This is a genomic window from Sodalis praecaptivus (genome assembly GCF_000517425.1).
GTDB classification, from domain to species: Bacteria; Pseudomonadota; Gammaproteobacteria; order Enterobacterales; family Enterobacteriaceae; genus Sodalis_A; species Sodalis_A praecaptivus.
Genome location: NZ_CP006569.1, coordinates 1,666,826 through 1,686,877, shown reverse-complemented (window position 1 = coordinate 1,686,877; position 20,052 = coordinate 1,666,826). Strand labels below are relative to the sequence as shown.

Genomic DNA, 20,052 nt, shown 5'->3' with positions numbered 1-20,052 from the left:
ATCGTTTTACCTGCCGCGCCGGCCGTCGTGCGCCCGCACTTATTTCCTCGGGGCAGCAAGCGGTAACCGAGCAATCAACCGATGGATGTCGTCTCCGGCGGCGGGGATAGCGTCAGCCTCCAGACTGTCAATCTTGAGCGTCGCGTTCAGGGCAATCTCGTTCGCCCATTGCGCCCTGCGGCGCTCCAGTTCCGCCGCAATAGCGTCTGAAGGGCAAAAAATAGTGTCGGCATAGCGGAGCATCGCGCGTAGCCCTGCCCCCTCCGGCGGACATGCCTCTTGCGGGGCCGCGAGCCACGCCGCGGCAAATGCATCATCGGGAAGCCAGAACACCACTTGCGTTCCTGCCCTGATGAGCGCATCCAGCTCCGCCTGCTGCCTGGCGCTCACAGGATCCTGTGGTTCGGCCACCAGCAGCACATCCTGCTGGGTGAAAAGCACCGGCACATCTTGCGCACGGGCGGGAGCCAGGCCGCCGTCCGGGTTGACCACGGCATGTCGATAGCCGCTATTGTGCAGGCAATAGACGACGTGTACCGAGTAATCCGACGGTTCTGTCGCCAGCAATGCCGATATCAGCCGGTGCGTCTGGGCTGTCGCCGCCGTATCGCCCGGCGTCATCAGCGTGGTGGCATCAACCCACAGCCGTGGCGTTTGCTCACTGAAGGCATTCTGCGCCAGCGCCCAAGCTAGGCCCAAGCGGTCGGTCTCTGGGTTCAGGGTTACCGTTTGCGCTAAACGGCGGATGGCTTCGGCGGTAAATTGCCTGGCGTCCGCCGCCGGCGTCGGTACCTGGCGCGTCATGACCTGTTCAAATCCCGCCAGTGCCAGTTGGGCGGTGCGGTCCCAGGAGAATTTTGCCGACTGCGTCAGGGCATGATCCTGCAACCGCTGATAAAAATCCTCATCTTCAAGCGCACGTAGCATGCTATCGCGCATAGCTTGGCGACTCGTCGGGTCAAACATCGCTTCCGGCCAACCAATCACTTCCGGCAGGCTGGTCGCATTCGACGAAAGCGTCGGCGCGCCGCAGCTCATCGCCTCCAGCGGCGGCAAACCAAAACCTTCATGGAGTGAAGGGAAAATAAACAGCTTACAAAGGTTATACAGGGTGATTAAATCACTGTCGGGCACATAACCGGTAAACAACACCTGTTCGGACGTCAGCCCACATTTCGCGCACAGCCGTTGAATCTGAGCCAGTTCGGCCGGACGGATTTTACAGGCCAGCACCAAGGGGCAGTCATTGCGCAACGGTTCGGGTAATTGACTATAGGCTTCAATCAGCGCCTCAATGTTTTTGCGCGGCTCGATCATGGCCAACGTCATCATAAACCTATCCGGCAAGCGATAACGCTGGCGGAAAGCCTGCTTTTGCTCTGGCGTAAGCGAAAGCACGCGAAACTCCGGCTCTACGGCGGAGGAGATATTGATTACCCGCGACGGATCGATAGCGGTGTATTCTTTCACCTCCTCAGCCGCCGAGGCGGAAATGGCGAAAATCGCGTCGGCGCGTTCATATTCATGCAGCTTGTGGGTATAGAATTGGCGGAAATTGATATCAGCCAGATAGGTTTCCGGATTCAATAGCGGGATCAAATCGTGGCAGACGCAAACCGTGCGCCATGTCACCGGATAGTCGGGGATCGATACGATATATTCATCCACGTGCCCCTCAAAAAAACTGATGACGAACACGACATCAGGGTTGATATGGGCAATAGCGACATCGCGGCTGATATGCGCGGCGCGGTTGCGTTCTGCGTTGGCGACATCGCAGGCCGCCACCGGTCCCTGCGCGGCAAAGGTAAAAATTTCACTGGCCGGCAGCACATCGTGATATGCCTGACGCACTTCGCGGATATTATCCAGAGAGAACATGCCATTGAGCAGAATACTTACCCGATGCTCGCCGGCATTGCGGATGATGGCTCGGCTCATCGCCAACGTGCTCCGGCCGATACCGCGATATTTACTTGCCGACTGCAAACCCTGGACGTCAATAAGAATGTGCACTGATGTTACCTTTTATTTTTTCAGCTGCTGATAAATATTTCGCACCTCTTCGGGCACGCTGTCCATCTCGTTCAATTGCGCCGATAAGCGCGCGCGTTGGGCATCGTGTGTTGCCTGCTGCATCCCTTCCTCTACGGAATGAGAGAGTGGAAATAAACGCTGAAAAAGCTGCCGCGCCTGCGGGTAGTATCCGCTTTTATGGAGGGTATTGATGACCCAAGATTTCAGTGCCGGACGCCGGTGAATCTGCGCGTAACCCGCTCGTAACGCCCGTTTGGCGGCATGGCGGGCGCGGCCTTTGACACCGTGCTGGCGTAGCAAATGGTACTGCAACCCCGCATAGCGATATGGGGCCATCAAACGCCAGGATCGGCTGCGCAAAACGGCCGCCAGCCGATCGTCGCTGTCCCGCTGGCGCTCAAGCTGCTCGGCCATTTGCTGTTCGAGGCTCTCGGTACGGCGCAACAGGTCTGCAAAAGGGGCGTCCACATCGCTGCTTGGCGGCGGCGCCACGCGTTCACCCGGCAGATGATGCACATGCAGTTGCAGTTGTTGTAGACCTGATTCCATGGCCGCCACCCAGCGCTCCATGCCGGTCTCGTTCTCTGCACAGGCCGGCAACCGTTCGCGCTGCGCAAATAGCGCCTGTAGCTTGGCGAAGGTTAAGGTCTGCGCCGGCTGACGCCAGGCGGCAAACAGCCAGCGGCGAAAGGGTTCCGGCACATTGAACGGGCTAAGGGCAAAGGGGCGAAGCAGGTCAAGTTTTGTCGCTGGCGGATTGAACAGTTCGTTGACAAAAATAGACCAGGACTGAAAAAGATCGTACGGCCAGACACAATCGGTTTTTTCGGCGCCAATCGAGCCGTAATCGATGAGGCGCACCGCGTCATTACGATTGATAAGGACATTCCAACTGCGCAAATCGTCATGATAAAGACCGGCCTGCTCCAAAAGCGTCAGTTGCTCCAGCAGCTCGCCGATGATGCGCGCCCTATCCAGCCCGTCTTCGCGCAATAACCGGTCCCGCAGTAATTCGCCCTCCAGCCGTTCCGTTATCAGCCATCCTTCGCTGTCGCTTATGCCATGCCCGAGCAAAGCCGGCGCAACGAAGCCCGACGGCGGTGCGCCAAGAAAAGCGCATTCGCGCCGCAGTTCGTCCTGATTACGTTGGTTTTCCGCCTCCAGCAGGCTACCGTCCGCCAGGTTGAAATTGATAACCTTACAGAAATAGTTTTTGCCAAAATAGTAGCGGCGGCTGCCGTGGTGGGCCTCCTGGGCCTCGGTATAAGGCGCATCACGCCACTGCTCGATGACCTCACAATGTCCCTCTAGCAGCAGCCAATGTTGACTGACCACGTACAGCGGGCGATAAATAGCGGAGAGATGCGTGTTAAAACGCGCGATTTCGTGAAAGAAAGCACAATCGCGCAGCAACTCGCGCGGGTCCGCCGGCTGAGAAGGTCCCCAATATAGCGGCTCCCCGCGTAGCGCCAGCTCCAGGATCATGGCTTCGGTGCAGGATGCGAGACGGGCCAGCCAGCGCTGCGTCCGCGTCACGCCGTGGAGATGAACGATATGATGGAACACGCTCAGGCCGATAGCCAGATCATATTGACCGGGCTCCAGCGCATCGATGACCTCCTCAATGCGGCCGGTGGCGAAAGAGGCGTCCAATTGTGGGTTTTCATCGGCCAGCGCGCGGCATACCGCGATATTTTCCTCTTGGAAATCCACGCCTTTGACGGTGGCGCCGCGCTCGGCCAGGCTCAAACAAAAGAAGCCCTGGGCACAGCCCAGATCCAGCACCCGCAAGGGTCGGCCGAGCTTCGCGGCCAATTGATCATAGATGGCGCCAAGGGTATCAATGCGATCATAGCAGTCCCGCGACGCCGCCTGCGCCCATTCCGGATGCCCATAAATGGTCTGATACACCTCAGGCAGTTCCGCCACCAGCTGCTGCACATTTTTACTCATTGCTTTCACATAGCCTTTTTATGAATGACTTTTAAATGTCGATGCCAGATCGATAAGACCCCAGAATTCCACCTTGCGGCTGACGTGCAACATGATCGCGTCATAACGCCGATCTAATGGCACCATCTCGCCGAGGGGATTACCGGCAGAGATCCCGCAAGAGAGTAAATAGTCGCCCTGATTGAGATTCATCAGGAAACTAAAAGTGAACACTCTGACTTCCCCTGCTTTCACCGAAATATGCTCTCGGCCCTGAGAGCAAAGAAATGAATTCGTGCCGTATAAGAATAGCCCTTCAAGACTTTTTATCAGCATACCCGGCACTACGCTGTCAAAGTCCCGCTCAAACAACACTTTGACATGTAAATCCGTCTGGCTAGTGCTATCGATGGCGGCGGGGTAATGTTCGCCGCCCGCCTGAATATCGAAATCGATGATTTTCGCGCCCCCCTGCCCCCAGCGATACTCTTCCGCGCGATAACCGCGGCGGCTGGCGAAGAGATCGCCTTGGTCGGTCAACGTCAATCCCAGCGGACTGTCCGCCGGTACCGGTTCCGCCGCTGCGTCGGCTTGTTTGCCGAACAGCTCATCCAAATAGCGGTTGGTGACATCACGGGCTGAGCCGTCAAGCTCGATGGCGCCATTTTTGAGAAAAATAGCGCGGTCGCAGTGCTTGACGATATCGCCGGCGCTATGGGAAACCAGCAACAGCGTGGTGCCTTGACGCTTAAAGTCGGCGATCCGGGCAAAACATTTGGCTTGGAAGCGAGAATCCCCGACCGACAGGGCCTCATCGACAATAAGTATATCCGGCCGCGACGCGGTGGCTACCGCGAACGCCAGCCGCATCTGCATACCGCTGGAGTAGATGCGCACCGGCCGATCGATATAGTCGCCAATATCGGCGAATTTCTCGATATCCGCCATCAGGCTCGTTATCATTTCGCGGCTATAGCCCATCATTAAACCGGACATATAGACATTTTGCCGGCCGGAGAAATCGGGATGAAACCCCATCCCCAATTCCAGCAGCGCCGCGACACGCCCGTGCAGGGTAATTTTGCCGGTAGTGGGTTTCGTGGTGCCGGTGAGCAGCTTCAGCAACGTGCTTTTGCCGGCGCCATTAACGCCGACGATACCTACCGACTCGCCGGCCTGTACGGTAAAGGAGATATCTTTCAGCACCCATTTTTTGCTATGGCGCTCGACGGAAAGCGGCCCCAGTTTTTCCACTAACCGATGCCATTTTGAGGCGTAGTATTTATAGGCCTTGCCGACCTGAGTGACTTCAATACGGGTCATTAAATCTCATCCACAATATCGGCCGCATGTCGCTGAAACATCCGCCAGCCGATGGCAAACAACACCAGGGCGACAGCCGTAACCGGCGCCAGCGCCAACCAGTCAGGCATATGATGATAAAGCAGGACATTTTGATATGACTCCACCAGGGTCGCCATCGGATTGAAGCGCATCGCGGCGCGGGCCCATTCCGGAAGCGTACGCGCGGCGTAAACGATGGGCGTGAACCAAAACCAGAACTGCAGCAAAATGACGACAAACTGCCCCACGTCGCGCACAAACACATTCATCACGCCTAATATAATTCCCAAACCCACGGTAAACATCATCTGTACCAACAGCACGGGAATAATGGCAAAGAAGATCCAGCCGGGAAACGTGCCGGAAACCACCATAAACAGCACGAAAAGGGCGAAGATAATCAAAAAATTGATTAACGACGATACCGACACGATGATCGGCAGGCATATACGTGGAAAATTGAGTTTCTTAAGGATGTTGGCATTATTGAGAAACACATTCACCAAGCCGTTTAACGTCTCGGTAAACAATCCCCAGGTCAGCACGCCCGAGCACAGGTAAATACTGTAGGCGAAAGGGGTATTCATATCGGGCATACGCGCGCGCATCAGTGAAGAAAACACCAGCGTATACACCGAAATCATGGCCACCGGCTGCAAAATCAGCCATAGCGCACCGAGAAAGCTGCTTTGATAGCGAGACTGAAAATCCCGGCGGATACTATCAATAATAAAGCCGCGGTAGCGGGAAATGCTACCGAATAGGGCATTGAGCATCAGTGCGTTCCAGTCAGTATGGCAAGAATTTCCCGGGTTTTATCCTTCATCAGGGCAGTATCGCCCCGCGACTCGACGTTCAGCCGTACCACCGGTTCGGTATTGGAACTGCGCAGATTAAAACGCCAGTCGGCAAACACCACGCTGATACCATCGGTGCGATCGATTGCCAGTGCCGCATCACGGTAATGATCCAGCACCGCGGCAATCGCCGCCGGCGCATCGACCAACTGGCGATTGATTTCACCCGAAGCCGGGTAGGCGCGCATACGTTCGCCCACCAGTTGGCTCAGAGATTGTTCCCGCACCGCCATCAGCTCCGCCACCAGCAGCCACGGGATCATCCCGCTGTCGCAATAAAAGAAATCGCGGAAATAGTGGTGGGCGCTCATTTCCCCGCCGTAAATTGCATTCTCCGCGCGCATGCGTTCCTTAATAAACGCATGGCCGGTTTTCGACATCACCGGCGTACCGCCGGCGCGGGTAACGATATCCTCGGTGTTCCAGGTCAGGCGGGGATCGTGGATAATCTTGCTGTCGGGATGTTTGTGTAAAAAGGCTTCCGCCAGCAGACCGACGATGTAATAGCCTTCAACAAACCCCCCCTGCTCATCGAATAAAAAGCAACGATCGAAATCGCCGTCGAAGGCAATGCCCATATCGGCGCCAGCGGCGTTCACGGCGTCGGTGGTATCCTGGCGGCATTCAGGCAGCAGCGGATTGGGAATGCCGTTGGGAAAATGACCGTCCGGCTGGTGATGCAGTTTCACAAAGGACACCGGCGCGCCCGCGGCCTGGAACCGCGCCTCCAGCGCGTCCACCACATGCCCCGCGGCGCCATTGCCCGAGTTAATGACCAACGTCATCGGGCGACGAAACCGGGCGAGGTCAATAAACCCCAGCAGGTGATCGACATAGGCCGACAGCACATCGACGCGACGCAGGCTGCCGCGCACCTGCGCCACCGTCCCGAACGCGTTCTCTTCGGCCAGACGCTGGATATCGCGCAGGCCGGTATCGCCGCTGATGGGACGGGACTGCGCGCGCACCAGCTTCATGCCGTTATAGTCCATCGGATTATGGCTGGCCGTCACCTCAATGCCGCCGTCCACCCCCAAATGGGAGGTGGCGAAATAAATCTCTTCCGTACCGCTCATGCCGATATCCAGGACGTCCGCGCCGGCATCGTTCAATCCGCGCGCCAGGGCCTGTTTTAGACCCTCGCTGGTCAAGCGCACATCGCCGCCGATGACCATACTGCGCGGCTTGAGCAGCTCGCCGTAGGCGCGGCCGATGCGATAAGCAATATCCTCATTGAGCTCTGCACCCAATCTTCCCCGAATGTCATAGGCCTTGAAGCAGGATAAAACAGCCATGTTTCCCTCAAAATGTTTTCGACAGCAGTATCATTCAATCAATTCTATCATCTACCGCGACAGCGTCACCAGATGGGATTTCTTGCTGCCCGCCGGACGGCGTCTTTATCGACGTCGATTTCTCGTCCCTGCCCTCACCGAGTCGCCCCCCTGCCGCCCGCGCGCGAATCGCCCGAACGCCGCGGGCATGAACGGCGAGATAGTTCCCTCAATACGCAGGAAAGAGATACGGCATTTCTTTTATCAGGACATTGCCGCTATCGGCTCCGTGGCTCCGTGGCTCCGTGGCTCCGTGGCTCCGTGGCTCCGTGGCTCCGTGGCTCCGTGGCTCCGTGGCTCCGTGGCTCCGTGGCTCCGTGGCTCCGTGGCTCCGTGGCTCCGTGGCTCCGTGGCTCCGTGGCTCCGTGGCTCCGTGGCTCCGTGGCTCCGTGGCTCCGCAGGCGCGAGGGTAAAACAGGGCGCCCCGGCCTGACAGCAGATTAATCCTGAAATCCGCCGTCGCCGCCGCGGCGCCTGCAATCAGCAGCGGCCATAAGGATCGCGCAGACGGATGATATCGTCTTCACCCAGATAGGAGCCGGATTGGATCTCCAGAAGTTCCAGCGGAATTTTGCCCGGGTTTTCCAAACTGTGTACCGACCCGACGGGAATGAAGGTGGATTGGTTCTCGGTCAGTAAATAAGACTTGTCCTCCACCGTCACCCGTGCCGTGCCGGATAGCACTACCCAGTGCTCGGTGCGGTGATGATGCATCTGTAGTGAAAACATCCCGCCCGGTTTGACGGTAATGCGATTGACGTTGTAGCGGGCTTCATTGACCACGGTGTCATTGCGTCCCCACGGGCGATAGGACTCGCGATGACGGCGATATTCGCTGCGGGCGTGGGTTTTGAGATATTCCACCACTTTCTTGACGTCCTGCACCTTATCCTTATCGACGACCAACACCGCATCTTTGGTGTTCACAATCACCAAGTTGTTCACGCCGATGGCCGCCACCATTTTCTCATCGGTATTGATGTAGCAATTGGCGGTATTGTGCAGGAAAACATCGCCGGTAAGGGCATTCTGCCTGTCGTCCTTTTGATTAACTTCCCACAGCGCCGACCAGGATCCCACATCGCTCCAACCGGCATCCAGCGGTACCACCATGGCGTCGGCGGTTTTTTCCATCACCGCATAATCCACCGAATCATCGGGACAGGTGATGAATTCGTCTTTGTCGACGCGAATAAACTCCTGATTGCTGTCCGCCTGCGGCGATTCGATAGCTTTTTCACAGGCAGCGAGAATATCTGGGCGGAATTTACCGAGCTCGCTGAGGTATTTTTTAGCGCGAAACAGGAACATGCCGCTATTCCAGTAATATTCGCCGCTGGCGATATAACCTTCCGCCGTCGCCCGATCCGGTTTCTCCACGAACCGATGCACCTGGAACACCGCCGCATCGTTTTGTGCCTCACCGCGCTGAATGTAACCGTATCCTGTCTCCGGCGCGCTGGGCACGATACCGAACGTCACCAGATTGCCGTTGCGGGCGTAAGGGAGCGCCTGCTGAATAGCGCGATGAAACGCCTTTTCATCCTCAATCACGTGATCGGCCGCCAGCACTAATAGCAGCGGATCATCACCGTCGACGATGGCGCTCAAAGCGGCCAACGCGATGGCCGGGGCCGTATTGCGCCCCACCGGTTCCAAGATGATATTTTGCGACAGCTTGTCGATTTGCCGCAGCTGTTCCGCCACCAGAAAACGGTGTTCCTCATTACAAATCACCAGCGGCTGACGGGTTTTAAGCCCTTCCAGGCGCAGCACCGTTTCCTGCAACATGGAATGATCGCCATGCAGGGTGAGAAACTGCTTGGGATAAAGCTCGCGTGACATCGGCCACAGACGGCTGCCGGTTCCACCGGCCATAATAACGGGAAGTAACATACATTTCCTTTTCGCCATAGGATGGACGAGGCTCGTCAGGCTAACGTCGCGATCGGCATACGTTGCGCGCCTAAATCGAGCTGCCCTCATCTTTGAGGCAAGCCAAAAGAGTTACGGTAAAAAAATTGCCCTGAGCATACACTCGCACACCGCCACGATCAATTGCCTATACCGCTACGGCCGGGGCGCGCGGCGCGGGTCGTAGGCCCAATAGCGCCAGACGCCAGGGTACCCTTGCGCTTTTTGCGCGGTATCGCGCGACATAAGGTGTTCCGCCGTCAGGCATCGCCCGCCGGTTCACCCGCTGATTCCTTTAACTATAATCCACGACGGGACGCGCGTAGGACGAGGGCGTGGCGCGTCTCGGGCAGCGTAAGCGATTTTTGCAACCTGCTGCCCTACGCGGCCGGAAAATCGGCACCAGGACGGGTGAAAGGTCCGGCCTGCGCGTGCAAAACCTGCAACGCGCGTGCCGGGTGCGCCTCAGAAGGCGCAAGGACCGGCATGCCGTGCCGGCCACCGCCACGGTGCAGCGGGGCAGTGCGCACGCCGGCGACTTGTGCCTTTACAGATGAAAAAAGGGCCGATATCGCTATCGGCCCGGTGTTTTCACTGGCTTAGGCAGGCGCTTATTTCTCGTCTGGCAGCGCGTAGGCGATGATATAGTCCCCCAGCTTGGTGCCGAAAGAACCGTGTCCCCCCGCGGCGGTGACGACATATTGCTTACCGTTGACCTCATAGGTCATTGGCGTGGACTGGCCGCCGGCCGGCAAACGGTCTTGCCACAGCGGTTTACCGCTGGTGACATCAAACGCGCGGATGTAATTGTCCGCCGTTGCGGTGATAAACAACAGATTACCGGCGGTGGCGATCGGGCCGCCCAGCATCGGCATCCCCATTTTAAAAGGCAGCGGCAGCGGAGAACTGTCGCGTACCGTGCCGATACGGTGCTTCCAGGCAATAGTATGGGTCTTCAGATCCACACCGGCGATATAGCCCCAGGCGGGCTGCTTGCAGGGTAAACCGAAGGGCGATAAAAAGGCCTCTAGGGTTACGCCATAGGGGACCCCGTACTGGGGTTGCAAACCCGCCTCGGAACCGGAGCTGCTGCTTTTGCCTTTTTCCGGCTGAATCGGATTGCTGGCGCTACGGGGTATCAAGCGCGACACGAAAGGCAGCGCCATGGGATTGGCGATCATGACCTGGCGATGGGGATCCACCGCCACCCCACCCCATTCAAACATGCCGAGGTTCCCCGGGAAAACCAGCGTCCCCTGCTCGGATGGCGGGGTAAAAATCCCCTCATAACGCAGCTTATGGAACATTACCCGGCAAACGAGTTGATCAAACATCGTCGCGCCCCACATATCGGCGCCGGTTAAATCCTTTTTCGGCCGGAAGGTCAAATCAGAGAAAGGCTGCGTCGGTGAAACATGATCCCCCTTGGCCGCCCCTTGCGGAACCGGCCGCTCCGGCGCCGGAACAATCGGCGTACCGGTACGTCTATCCAGCACGAAAATATTACCCGTCTTGGCCGGCGCATAGATTGCCGGAACCTTTTCCCCCTGCTGATTGGTAATATCAACCAACGTCGGCTGGGCGGGCACATCCATATCCCATAAATCATGGTGAACGGTTTGATAGAACCAGACCAACTTGCCGGTGGTGGCGTTCAGCGCCAGGATCCCGCTGGCAAAGCGCTCCATCTCAGGGGTGCGGTTGCCGCCCCAAATATCGGGCGTAGCGACGCCTATCGGCAGATAGACGATATCCAACTGTGGATCGTAGGCGGCCGGCGCCCAAGAGTTGGGGGAATTGGCAACATAATTTTTACCGTCGGCGGGAATAGCGTTTGGCTCGGCATTACCCGGATCAAATGCCCATAATAGCGCCCCCGTCGCGACATCAAAGCCGCGAATGACGCCCGACGGTTCATGATCGGAGTAGTTATCCGTCACCGCGCCCGCGACGATAATCACCTTATCGGTGACGACGGGCGGCGAAGTCGGCTCATACTCCCCGGCGGTGGTCACCGGCATATTCGCCTGTAAATTCAAATCGCCTTTGTCGGCGAAGCTGTCGCACCGGGCGCCGGTATCGGCATTCAGCGCATACAGATGGCCGTTGTTGACCGGCAGAATAATACGGCGCGGACAATCCTGCGCCGGGCTCTGGCCATCCTGCGCCGCGCTCGCCGCCGGCATTTCATGATAAGAGACGCCGCGGCACGTTACGTGTTGAAAAGTCGGATCGGGCTTCAGCTGCGGATCAAATTTCCATTTCTCTTTACCGGTCGCGGCGTCAAGGGCAAACAATATCTGATGCGGCGAGCAAAGATAAAGCGTGTCGCGTATTTTAATCGGCGTCACTTCATCGGTAATTTCCGTGGGATCGTTGGGGCCTTTCATATCGCCGGTACGAAATTGCCACGCCACCTTCAGCTTATCGACATTTTTATCGTTAATCTGGCGCAGCGGCGAATAGCGCTCGCCGGCCTGGGTACGCCCATAGGCCGGCCAATCCCCGGGGGGGACCGACGATGCCGCCGGCACGTCCGCCGCGTTATTCAGAGTCCCGCTGATGTCTTGGGGATCTTGCACAATCGCCACCAATAACACCGCACCGGCGATAACCAGGCTGGCGGCCAACGCGGCGCGCGCCAGCGGTAGCCGGCGAAGGATCCCGCGGTAAACGAACGGCAGCAACAGCCAGATACCAAAAAACACCAGCACATCGCAACGCGGCGTAAGCGCCCAGAAGTCGAAACCGACTTCCCAAACGGCCCAGATCATCGAGCCGATAAGCACCAGCGCATAAAGCCATAACGCCGCGGCGGAACGGCGAAAAAGCAGCCAGGACACCGCCAGCATCAAAACGCCGGTAATAATGTAATAGAGCGAACCGCCGAGCGACGCCAGCCAAATGCCGCCGCCTAGCAGATAGAGCCCGCATAACGCGGCGAACAGTGCGGTAATTATTACAATCGTCCGTGAAGGACTTTCTTTGTTCATATCATCCCGGTCCAAAAAATATTTATAGACGTCATCCGGCAGGCGCGACGACAAACTTGTCATCAAACACGCCATTCAGAAAACTTAACTACGGAGAAAGCCGGTTTTCTGCCTTGCCGCGCATTAAAAACAAAAGCAGATCGCCGCAATATCCCTTTCATTGCCACAAAAAAAGAGTTGTTTCTGTTACTGTCTGATAAGTTTCCCCTATAGAATATAGGATCAGATTCGGCGATAGCAAACGGCGATTATTAAATAATTGTGAAGAAATTTTTGCACCCCGGTGACTTTACCCGTCTTGCATTATTCCCCTTGCCATAAGCGTGATTCCCCTTGCCATAAGCGTGCCGCTAAAAGGCGCGGTGTCGATGGCAATTAACCGCTAAAAGCGCCGGCGGCAGGCAAAAAAAAACCCATCCGGTGAGGATGGGTTCGTCCAGGGCCGCGACGGCCGATTAAGCGGGCTACGGCTGGCGATAGCCATTGGGATTCTGGCTTTGCCAGCGCCAGGTATCGCGCATCATACTGTCGAGATCGCGTTTAGCGGTCCACCCAAGTTCACGCTGCGCCAGCGTTGCATCGGCCCAAAAAGCGGCCAAATCACCTTCACGGCGCGGAGCGATTTCATAAGGTATGGTTTTGCCAGAAGCCTTTTCAAAGGCGTTCACCATTTGCAAAACAGAATACCCCACGCCCGCGCCGAGATTATAGGCTTTATAACCGACATTGCCGGCCAGATGATCCATCGCTTGCAGATGTCCCTCCGCCAGATCCATAACGTGTATATAGTCCCGTACGCAGGTCCCATCCTCGGTGGGATAATCGTTGCCGAAGATTTTCAACGACGGCTGACGCCCCACCGCAACCTGGGCGATAAAAGGTAAGAGATTGTTGGGAATACCATTGGGATCTTCGCCGATAAGCCCGGACTCATGCGCGCCGACCGGGTTAAAATAGCGCAGAGCAATGATTGAAAACTGCGGCTCCGCTTTAGCGAAGTCGGCCAGGATCTGCTCAACCATCAATTTTGAGGTACCGTAAGGGCTGGCGGTACCGCCGATCGGGAATGTTTCAATGTAGGGTACCGGCGCGTGCTGGCCATACACGGTCGCCGACGAACTAAAGATGAAATGATGTACCCCCGCGCGGCGCATTTCGTCCAGCAGCACCAAGGTGCCGTTCACATTATTTTGGTAATATTGCAGCGGCAGCCGGGTGGATTCACCCACCGCTTTAAGACCGGCAAAATGAATCACGGCGCTGATCTCATGCTCGTCGAAAATCTGCTGCAAAACCTGCGGATCCTGCACATCCCCCTGATAGAAAATCAGGTCTTTATCGGCCAACTCAGACACCCGGTCAAGAGAAACCTCAGACGCGTTGGCGAGATTGTCGAGCACCACCACCTCTTCATCACGCGCCAATAACGCCAAAACCGTATGCGAGCCGATATATCCTGCCCCGCCGGTGACCAATACAGCCATTGTCTCTCCTTATGATATAAACGGTGGCCCTGAACTTTACTTAGCTAAAAGACGTTCAATTCCGGTACGGAAATCCGCACCCAATTTCTTATTGCGCAATCCATAGCTAACAAAGGCCTGCATATAGCCCATTTTGAGGCCGCAGTTGAAACTTCTGCCGGTTAAATAGACCGCATCCACCGGCTGTTGATTAACCAACGCCGCAATCGCATCGGTGAGCTGAATACGACCCCAGGCACCGGGTTCGGTTTTCTCGAGCAAAGGCCATACGTCCGCGGACAAAACATACCGGCCAACGGCCGCCAGGTCAGAATCGATTTGTGAAATATCCTGCGGTTTCTCGATAAATGATTGCACCAGAGCCGCATCGCCGGGCCGGCTAACGTCTTCATTGCAGCTTATCACCGAATAATTGGGCAGTTCATCGCGGGGTAAGGATTGCACCAACACTTGACTATGCCCGGTTTCTTGATAGCGTTGGATCATTGAAGCCAGATTATCACTGCCGCGATCGTAGGTGCTATCGTCCAGCAACACATCGGGCAACACCACGACAAACGGCGCATCGCCGATGATGGGTTTGGCGGAGAGCACCGCATGCCCCAATCCCAACGGCTCGCCTTGACGCACGTTCATGACGGTCATGCCCTGCGGACAGATTTTTTGCACTTCTTCCAGCAGCGCATTTTTCTTGCGCGATTCCAGCAGCGCCTCCAGCTCGAACGTGGTGTCGAAATGGTTTTCCACCGAGTTTTTAGAGGCGTGAGTAACCAAAATGATTTCCGTAACGCCCGCGGCGGCGCACTCGTCAACAATATATTGGATCATCGGCTTATCGACAATCGGCAACATTTCTTTCGGGATTGCTTTGGTCGCGGGCAACAGATGCATACCGAGCCCGGCGACGGGAATAACGGCCTTAAGATTTTTCATTTTACCAACCTTAACTTGAATTAAAGCGCAATGAGAGTATACGGACCGGGCAAACGCGCGCGGATCTCTCCAGGCCGTGACTGACCCGGGTTTAAGTAGTGATAATCATAATCGTAGGCGATGAAATGGCTGTCAGCAATGCGCGGCGCGACGACACGGCCGCCGCCCGCGCGACCTGTACAATTTCGGCCATCGCAAAGCGATCAGCGCGTCGGTAACGTTTTCACGCGCTCAAGCCCTTCCAGTAGGCGCGCAAGATTATGCTGAAAAATGTTGTCTTCGCTGAGGTAACCACCCGATTGTTGCGCCACTTGCATACGTTGCGCCACTTTGGCCACGCTTTGCTCGTTCCAGCCGCGCGCGTGGCGCTCTTCACGCATCCGAATCAACTTATTAGGCACTTTATAGCGTAAGTTCAACAATCGTCTAAGATGCCGATTCCCTTCGCCCGTCGCGGAAAGCTGTTGCTGCTTTTTGAATACCGCAAACGCTTTTTCCACATCGGCACCCGGTTGAATCGCGGGGGCGCCAGGCAATTGCACGGCGTTGGCTTTTAGGATATCGCTTAGGAAGTCCGCACCCAATACGGTCGGAATATAAGGACAACGAATAGTTTGCGTCCAATCAAGCCATTTGAAGGTGTTGATTTGCGAGGAAGTGACCATCGGAACCCAAGGAACCCGCATGGCGTCGGCGATAATAGCCGCATGCATGGCATCGGCCAGGACCAGCTTGGCATGACGGATCTTCTGTATCACCGCACGTGCCTCTTCCCGCGGGCTCACCATCGTAATACCCGCCTGCTGGCAGCTTTTTTCCCAATCCCCTTGCTTAAGCGCATTATGGTGGGGAATAAAAATGGTTCCCGCACGCTCATGCTCAGCCAAGGGTTTGAACTCAGCTAATGTATTAAGAAAGGCCGCGCCATCGGTAATAAATTGACTCTCGTTCAGCCCCAACACCCGGGCGCTCAAAGGTCCTCGGACGCAAATGATATTCCAATCGGCATCACCAAAGCCTGCCGGCGGGTATCCGTAACCAATGCCGCTGCCGAAAACTATCCATTTCTTTGCGCTGGGCATTTCCGTGTTAATGATGGTACCAATCCCGGAAAATCTGACGCTGTCATCTTCGTCAAAAAAACCAGGCAATAATGTCTCCCATAACCAACCATTTAAATCATCGCCAAAATTCCCAAGAGCTGACTTATAATAATACAGTTTCAATTGTTCTTCTCCAAAATCTAAAATGGCACTGCGACGACGAAATCCCAAAAAACAAAAACACGGCCAGCGCGACACCCACATATCGGTTATGTCATAAATCACATTGCTAAAATATCATAGCCATCAATGCGGGGAGTATAATCATTTTCTTAAATATGGCATTGGTATACCGTCTGGCGGTGTCAGCCGCAACATGAGCAGGTAAAAATACCGCATTTTAAGATAAATCCCACTCCCGCACTCACCCTGTCTTATCTATTGAAAATTAGCCTTTTTTTGATATACCCCGCGCGTTAGAAAAGTCAAATCGATGCTAAGCGCCCGCAATTTCAGGCCAGAGAGGTAAACAAGAGGAATCGGATTGCCTAAATTTATAATTTTGTTAGTATGAGCAAGCATCGAAAAAACGACGAAAAGAGCGTGTTTTATCAAAGCAAACGTCGCTAACGCCAAGTGTTCAAAGCCGCGTCGTTCACACGTGGCGCATGCATAAGATTTTCATAGTATTACCTGAAGGAATGTCATTTCGTTTTACAAAATAGGCAGACGATTTTTTATTCTCACCCGAACTCGCAACCATTACATTTGCTTTACGAGAACGAACGATGATCAAATCCGTACAATACTTGCGCGCGATAGCCGCGCTGATGGTGGTCATGCATCATGTGGTCATCAAGGGGCGCCAGTATGACATTCCTTCTTTATCCTGGTTTCACATAGGCTATTATGGCGTAGACCTTTTTTTCATCATATCAGCTTATATCATGTGCACCACCACCGAGCAAAGAGAGGTGACCTTCGGCCGTTTCATTTCCGCTCGCTGCACACGTATCCTTCCCCTTTATTGGCTGATGACGGTCTTTGCGCTGGCCATTTTCATCGTGAAGCCAAGCGTTGTGAACAGTTCAGGGGGTACGACGAGCGTTATCGCGTCGTTTTTCCTTCTTCCCGACGGCACGCGCTTTCTCGTCAATAATGGCTGGACGCTAAGTTATGAGTTTTTGTTTTATTTTATTTTTGGCTTTGGGCTATTTTTATCCAGACACCATAAAAAACCTATCATCGTCGCCATTATCTTGGCACTGGCCGCAGTAGGACTCAGTTTGCACCCCAGCAGCCCTTATCTCAAATTCATCACCAACATCATTCTGGTCGAATTCGCTCTTGGCATCCTGGCTTTTGACATTTTGCGAAAAAAACCCCTTTCCGCGCCGGTGGCGTTAGTCATGTTGGCGGCGGGTATCGGCATGTTGGTATGGGAAAATTTTAACGGCAGTATCAGCACCCCTCTTAGCCGCACGCTGTATGCAGGCTTACCGATGTTGCTGGTTTTCCTTGGTCTGGTAAGCTTTGAGCAGCGCATTCAGCAGTTCCGCAGCAGGCTGCTTAACTTACTGGAAACTATGGGAGATGCCTCTTATTCGCTCTATCTGGTGCACGGTTTTATCCTCAGCCCATGCGCAATGATTGCCCACAAATTGCATCTCACCCGCTATCCGCTACTATTTTGCCTGTTCCTGCTCCTTTCCGCCGTGATAAGCGGCTGGCTATGCTATCGCTATATTGAGCTGCCGCTCAACAAACGCATCAAAATCACTCTCGCTGCTAGAAAAGCGAATGCCGTTTCCCCCTGATACGCCCCGCCTTCACGCCGGTCAGCGTGAAGGCGACATGGGTGATCACGTGGCGGAATCAGGTATTGGCGCTGATAGCGCCGAATTCTCTCCAGCCCTGCGTTGTCATGACAATACCTTCTTTGCCGCCGGCATCAGGTAACAAATAATAGAGCCGCTCACCGGGTAGCGGCTTGAATTGCGGGGCCAGGTTGGCCGCGCGATTGGGCTCCTCACCCGGCGCGGCGCGGGATAGCCCGCCGGCAAAACTGTTACCGCGCAGGGTAATGGGACCTTTGAGCGGCGACAACGTAGCCACCAAAGGCGCTTTACCATCGGAGACATTATGACATAACGACACCACGCCACACGCCTCGGCAGAGAGCAACGCCACATCATCCTCGTTGCCGGATAGCGTATTATCCGCGATGTGTATGAATGAGGAGTCTTGACGCACGGCAATAAACGATCGGGCCTTGCCTTTGCTGCGCGACGTCATGGTTATCTTGAAAATGTTGTCTTTGATGCGCCATTGCTCTCCTTTCACCGTCACCGCAGCTTTAGCGAAATCGCGCGGCACCTCAAACGTATTTTTCTCCACGCTGCCGTTAGCCGCATTAAGCGATAACAGGGTCTGCACCGGCTGACGAGCGCTGAAGTAGTTGGCGGTGAAGTTACTACGGATGTTGGCATAAATGGTCATCGGTCCCATCACCGTATTGTCGATGAAATCGATACACTGCGCATCCTGTGTATCAAGAAACCGCAATACCGGCGGCTCCGAGGTATTGATAATAAAGGTATTGCCAGCGATACGCGCGTTGGCGTTATGGGCTAAAATAGATTCCTGCGGCTTTGAGCGCTTGTTGAAATAGTAGGTATTACCACGAATTTCCAGCCCGAAGACCCTACCCTGGCCGGTAGATTTAAAGATATTGGCCACACCGCCCATTTCGACATAATTATAAAGAAACTTGAGATTTATCCTGTCAACGGTTATCGGCGGATATTTGCGGGTTCGGACATAGTTATTGGAAATTTCCAAACTCAGATTATAGTTCTCCTCTTTAGCGAAAGTCATACCGCCTAGATGAGAGCGTTTGCGTTCCAGCCCGCCTTGGGGACATTTTATATCCTCGCAATGCAGCATATTGGTATAGTTTCGCTGCACCACGCCCCGGACACCGCTACAGTTAATAGGCAAATAGCAGTTAAGAACGATGTTATTGAGAATAGAGATGTCGGTATGGGTTTCCCCCTTGATTCCCATAACATAGCCGCTGACAATGCAATTACTGATCTGCACGCCGCGAGAAGCGGTATCGGCATCTTTATCGGTATGCGGAGTCCAATCCACTAGCGGCGGCCCGACGTTATCTCGCGTTTTGCTCAGGAAGCTAAACTCGCTCCAAAATCCGATGTAACCGCACAACGTGCCGTTGATTTGTTGTTTGTTATCTGGCGAAAGGTAATCCACCGTATATTTACGGGTATTCCAAGCAATGCAGCTTTGGATCAACCCACCAAAACATGACCAATAAAAGATAGCGCCGCCACTATTATCACGGTCCATGCGTTTATCGCGCGCCACAATCTGATTGGCGGAGACATTGAAAAATGATAGGTTTTCACAAACCGGGTAGTAGCTTCGCCGGCAGTAAATCCCGCTGCCGTAGATATTAGAGAACGAAACATTTCTAATAACGGGATTCAGGCAATAATTAAGGTACAGCGCGATGGCTCCGGTGGAGTGTGGCGTGGGATGACATTCGCCAAGGGTATCGAGGCTGGTGCCGCCCTGATTACGCTGACGCGCATAATCAATGCAAAAATCCTCCAGCACAAGCGAGTCAATGTATTGTGTGGCGTTCGCCCCCAGAAAAGAAAAAAGGTACGGCTCAGACACCCAATTTTTTTTGTTGGGACGCTCGGGAGGGTCGATATTATCAAAGGTAACAACCGTATTCTTCCCCTGACCGCGGATAGCGAATTTCTTGATGCCGTCAAACCATTTGATCGTCTTGCGCAGGGTGCCGAGGTTAACGATGCCGAACGGCAATAATAGCGTTCCCCCCTGCGCCACGACATAGTCCAGCGCACGAGAAAAGGCATCGCCACACGCCCGTCCATCGTTATAGACGCCAAACCATTGCGCATCGATATTGTGCTGCGCCGGCCGCTGCCAGCACCAATCGGCATTAACGCGAAAGACGATGCCGTCATCGTCCTTGAGCTCACTGTTCCTTAACGCGTAAAGCTCGCCCCCGCCAACCGATTTTTGTCCGGCTGGCGCAGATTCCCGACCGGCCAAAACAATTTTTTGCCCCTCGTGGCTGGGCAAGGTCTGACGCAGCGTCTCAAGGTCGGGACAGCGACCAACATATT

General features: G+C 55.0%; 12 protein-coding genes. 1 reads left to right on the top strand and 11 read right to left on the bottom strand.

Annotated features, from left to right (window positions below; genetic code table 11):
- Window positions 1-39: 39 nt before the first annotated feature.
- The 10 genes from SANT_RS07430 to SANT_RS07385 form a co-directional block, all read right to left on the bottom strand.
- Entirely contained in the window at window positions 40-2,016 is a 1,977-nt protein-coding gene (locus tag SANT_RS07430) for a glycosyltransferase family 4 protein (protein WP_025421663.1), read from the bottom strand.
- Window positions 2,017-2,028: 12 nt separating this feature from the next.
- On the bottom strand, window positions 2,029-3,990 hold the full coding sequence (locus SANT_RS07425) for a methyltransferase domain-containing protein (protein WP_025421662.1): 1,962 nt from the start codon (window positions 3,988-3,990) through the stop codon (window positions 2,029-2,031).
- 18 nt (window positions 3,991-4,008) lie between these two features.
- On the bottom strand, window positions 4,009-5,292 hold the full coding sequence (locus tag SANT_RS07420) for an ABC transporter ATP-binding protein (protein ID WP_025421661.1): 1,284 nt from the start codon (window positions 5,290-5,292) through the stop codon (window positions 4,009-4,011).
- Complete coding sequence (locus tag SANT_RS07415; RefSeq protein ID WP_025421660.1) at window positions 5,292-6,089, bottom strand: ABC transporter permease; 798 nt, start codon at window positions 6,087-6,089, stop codon at window positions 5,292-5,294. Before SANT_RS07415 ends, SANT_RS07420 begins: the two co-directional genes overlap by 1 nt.
- Window positions 6,089-7,465, bottom strand: a complete 1,377-nt coding sequence (cpsG, locus tag SANT_RS07410; protein ID WP_025421659.1) for a phosphomannomutase CpsG — start codon at window positions 7,463-7,465, stop codon at window positions 6,089-6,091. Before cpsG ends, SANT_RS07415 begins: the two co-directional genes overlap by 1 nt.
- A gap of 519 nt (window positions 7,466-7,984) precedes the next feature.
- Window positions 7,985-9,400 carry a mannose-1-phosphate guanylyltransferase/mannose-6-phosphate isomerase gene (locus SANT_RS07405; protein ID WP_025421658.1) on the bottom strand — a complete coding sequence of 472 codons (1,416 nt, stop codon included), beginning with the start codon at window positions 9,398-9,400 and terminating at the stop codon, window positions 7,985-7,987.
- Between the two features lie 629 nt (window positions 9,401-10,029).
- A complete protein-coding gene (locus SANT_RS07400; RefSeq protein WP_025421657.1) occupies window positions 10,030-12,411 on the bottom strand; it encodes a glucose/quinate/shikimate family membrane-bound PQQ-dependent dehydrogenase in 2,382 nt (793 codons plus the stop codon).
- A 464-nt stretch (window positions 12,412-12,875) separates the two neighbouring features.
- Complete coding sequence (gene galE / locus SANT_RS07395) at window positions 12,876-13,895, bottom strand: UDP-glucose 4-epimerase GalE (protein ID WP_025421656.1); 1,020 nt, start codon at window positions 13,893-13,895, stop codon at window positions 12,876-12,878.
- Window positions 13,896-13,931: 36 nt separating this feature from the next.
- Entirely contained in the window at window positions 13,932-14,828 is an 897-nt protein-coding gene (locus tag SANT_RS07390; protein WP_025421655.1) for a sugar phosphate nucleotidyltransferase, read from the bottom strand.
- 203 nt (window positions 14,829-15,031) lie between these two features.
- Entirely contained in the window at window positions 15,032-16,156 is a 1,125-nt protein-coding gene (locus SANT_RS07385; RefSeq protein WP_237234663.1) for a polysaccharide pyruvyl transferase family protein, read from the bottom strand.
- 503 nt (window positions 16,157-16,659) lie between these two features.
- On the opposite strand from SANT_RS07385, the gene SANT_RS07380 reads away from it, so the two are divergent.
- Window positions 16,660-17,688 carry an acyltransferase family protein gene (locus SANT_RS07380; RefSeq protein ID WP_025421653.1) on the top strand — a complete coding sequence of 343 codons (1,029 nt, stop codon included), beginning with the start codon at window positions 16,660-16,662 and terminating at the stop codon, window positions 17,686-17,688.
- Window positions 17,689-17,746: 58 nt separating this feature from the next.
- Here SANT_RS07380 and SANT_RS07375 read toward each other — a convergent pair whose 3' ends face one another.
- Window positions 17,747-19,978, bottom strand: a complete 2,232-nt coding sequence (locus tag SANT_RS07375; protein WP_148296251.1) for a hypothetical protein — start codon at window positions 19,976-19,978, stop codon at window positions 17,747-17,749.
- Window positions 19,979-20,052: the final 74 nt, after the last annotated feature.

Bases quoted from the DNA above. Each gene is read 5' to 3' on its own strand.
- SANT_RS07425 (WP_025421662.1), bottom strand. From the start codon at position 3,990: ATGAGTAAAAATGTGCAGCAGCTGGTGGCGGAACTGCCTGAGGTGTAT.
- SANT_RS07420 (WP_025421661.1), bottom strand. From the start codon at position 5,292: ATGACCCGTATTGAAGTCACTCAGGTCGGCAAGGCCTATAAATACTAC.
- SANT_RS07415 (WP_025421660.1), bottom strand. From the start codon at position 6,089: ATGCTCAATGCCCTATTCGGTAGCATTTCCCGCTACCGCGGCTTTATT.
- cpsG (WP_025421659.1), bottom strand. From the start codon at position 7,465: ATGGCTGTTTTATCCTGCTTCAAGGCCTATGACATTCGGGGAAGATTG.
- SANT_RS07405 (WP_025421658.1), bottom strand. From the start codon at position 9,400: ATGTTACTTCCCGTTATTATGGCCGGTGGAACCGGCAGCCGTCTGTGG.
- SANT_RS07400 (WP_025421657.1), bottom strand. From the start codon at position 12,411: ATGAACAAAGAAAGTCCTTCACGGACGATTGTAATAATTACCGCACTG.
- galE (WP_025421656.1), bottom strand. From the start codon at position 13,895: ATGGCTGTATTGGTCACCGGCGGGGCAGGATATATCGGCTCGCATACG.
- SANT_RS07390 (WP_025421655.1), bottom strand. From the start codon at position 14,828: ATGAAAAATCTTAAGGCCGTTATTCCCGTCGCCGGGCTCGGTATGCAT.
- SANT_RS07380 (WP_025421653.1), top strand. From the start codon at position 16,660: ATGATCAAATCCGTACAATACTTGCGCGCGATAGCCGCGCTGATGGTG.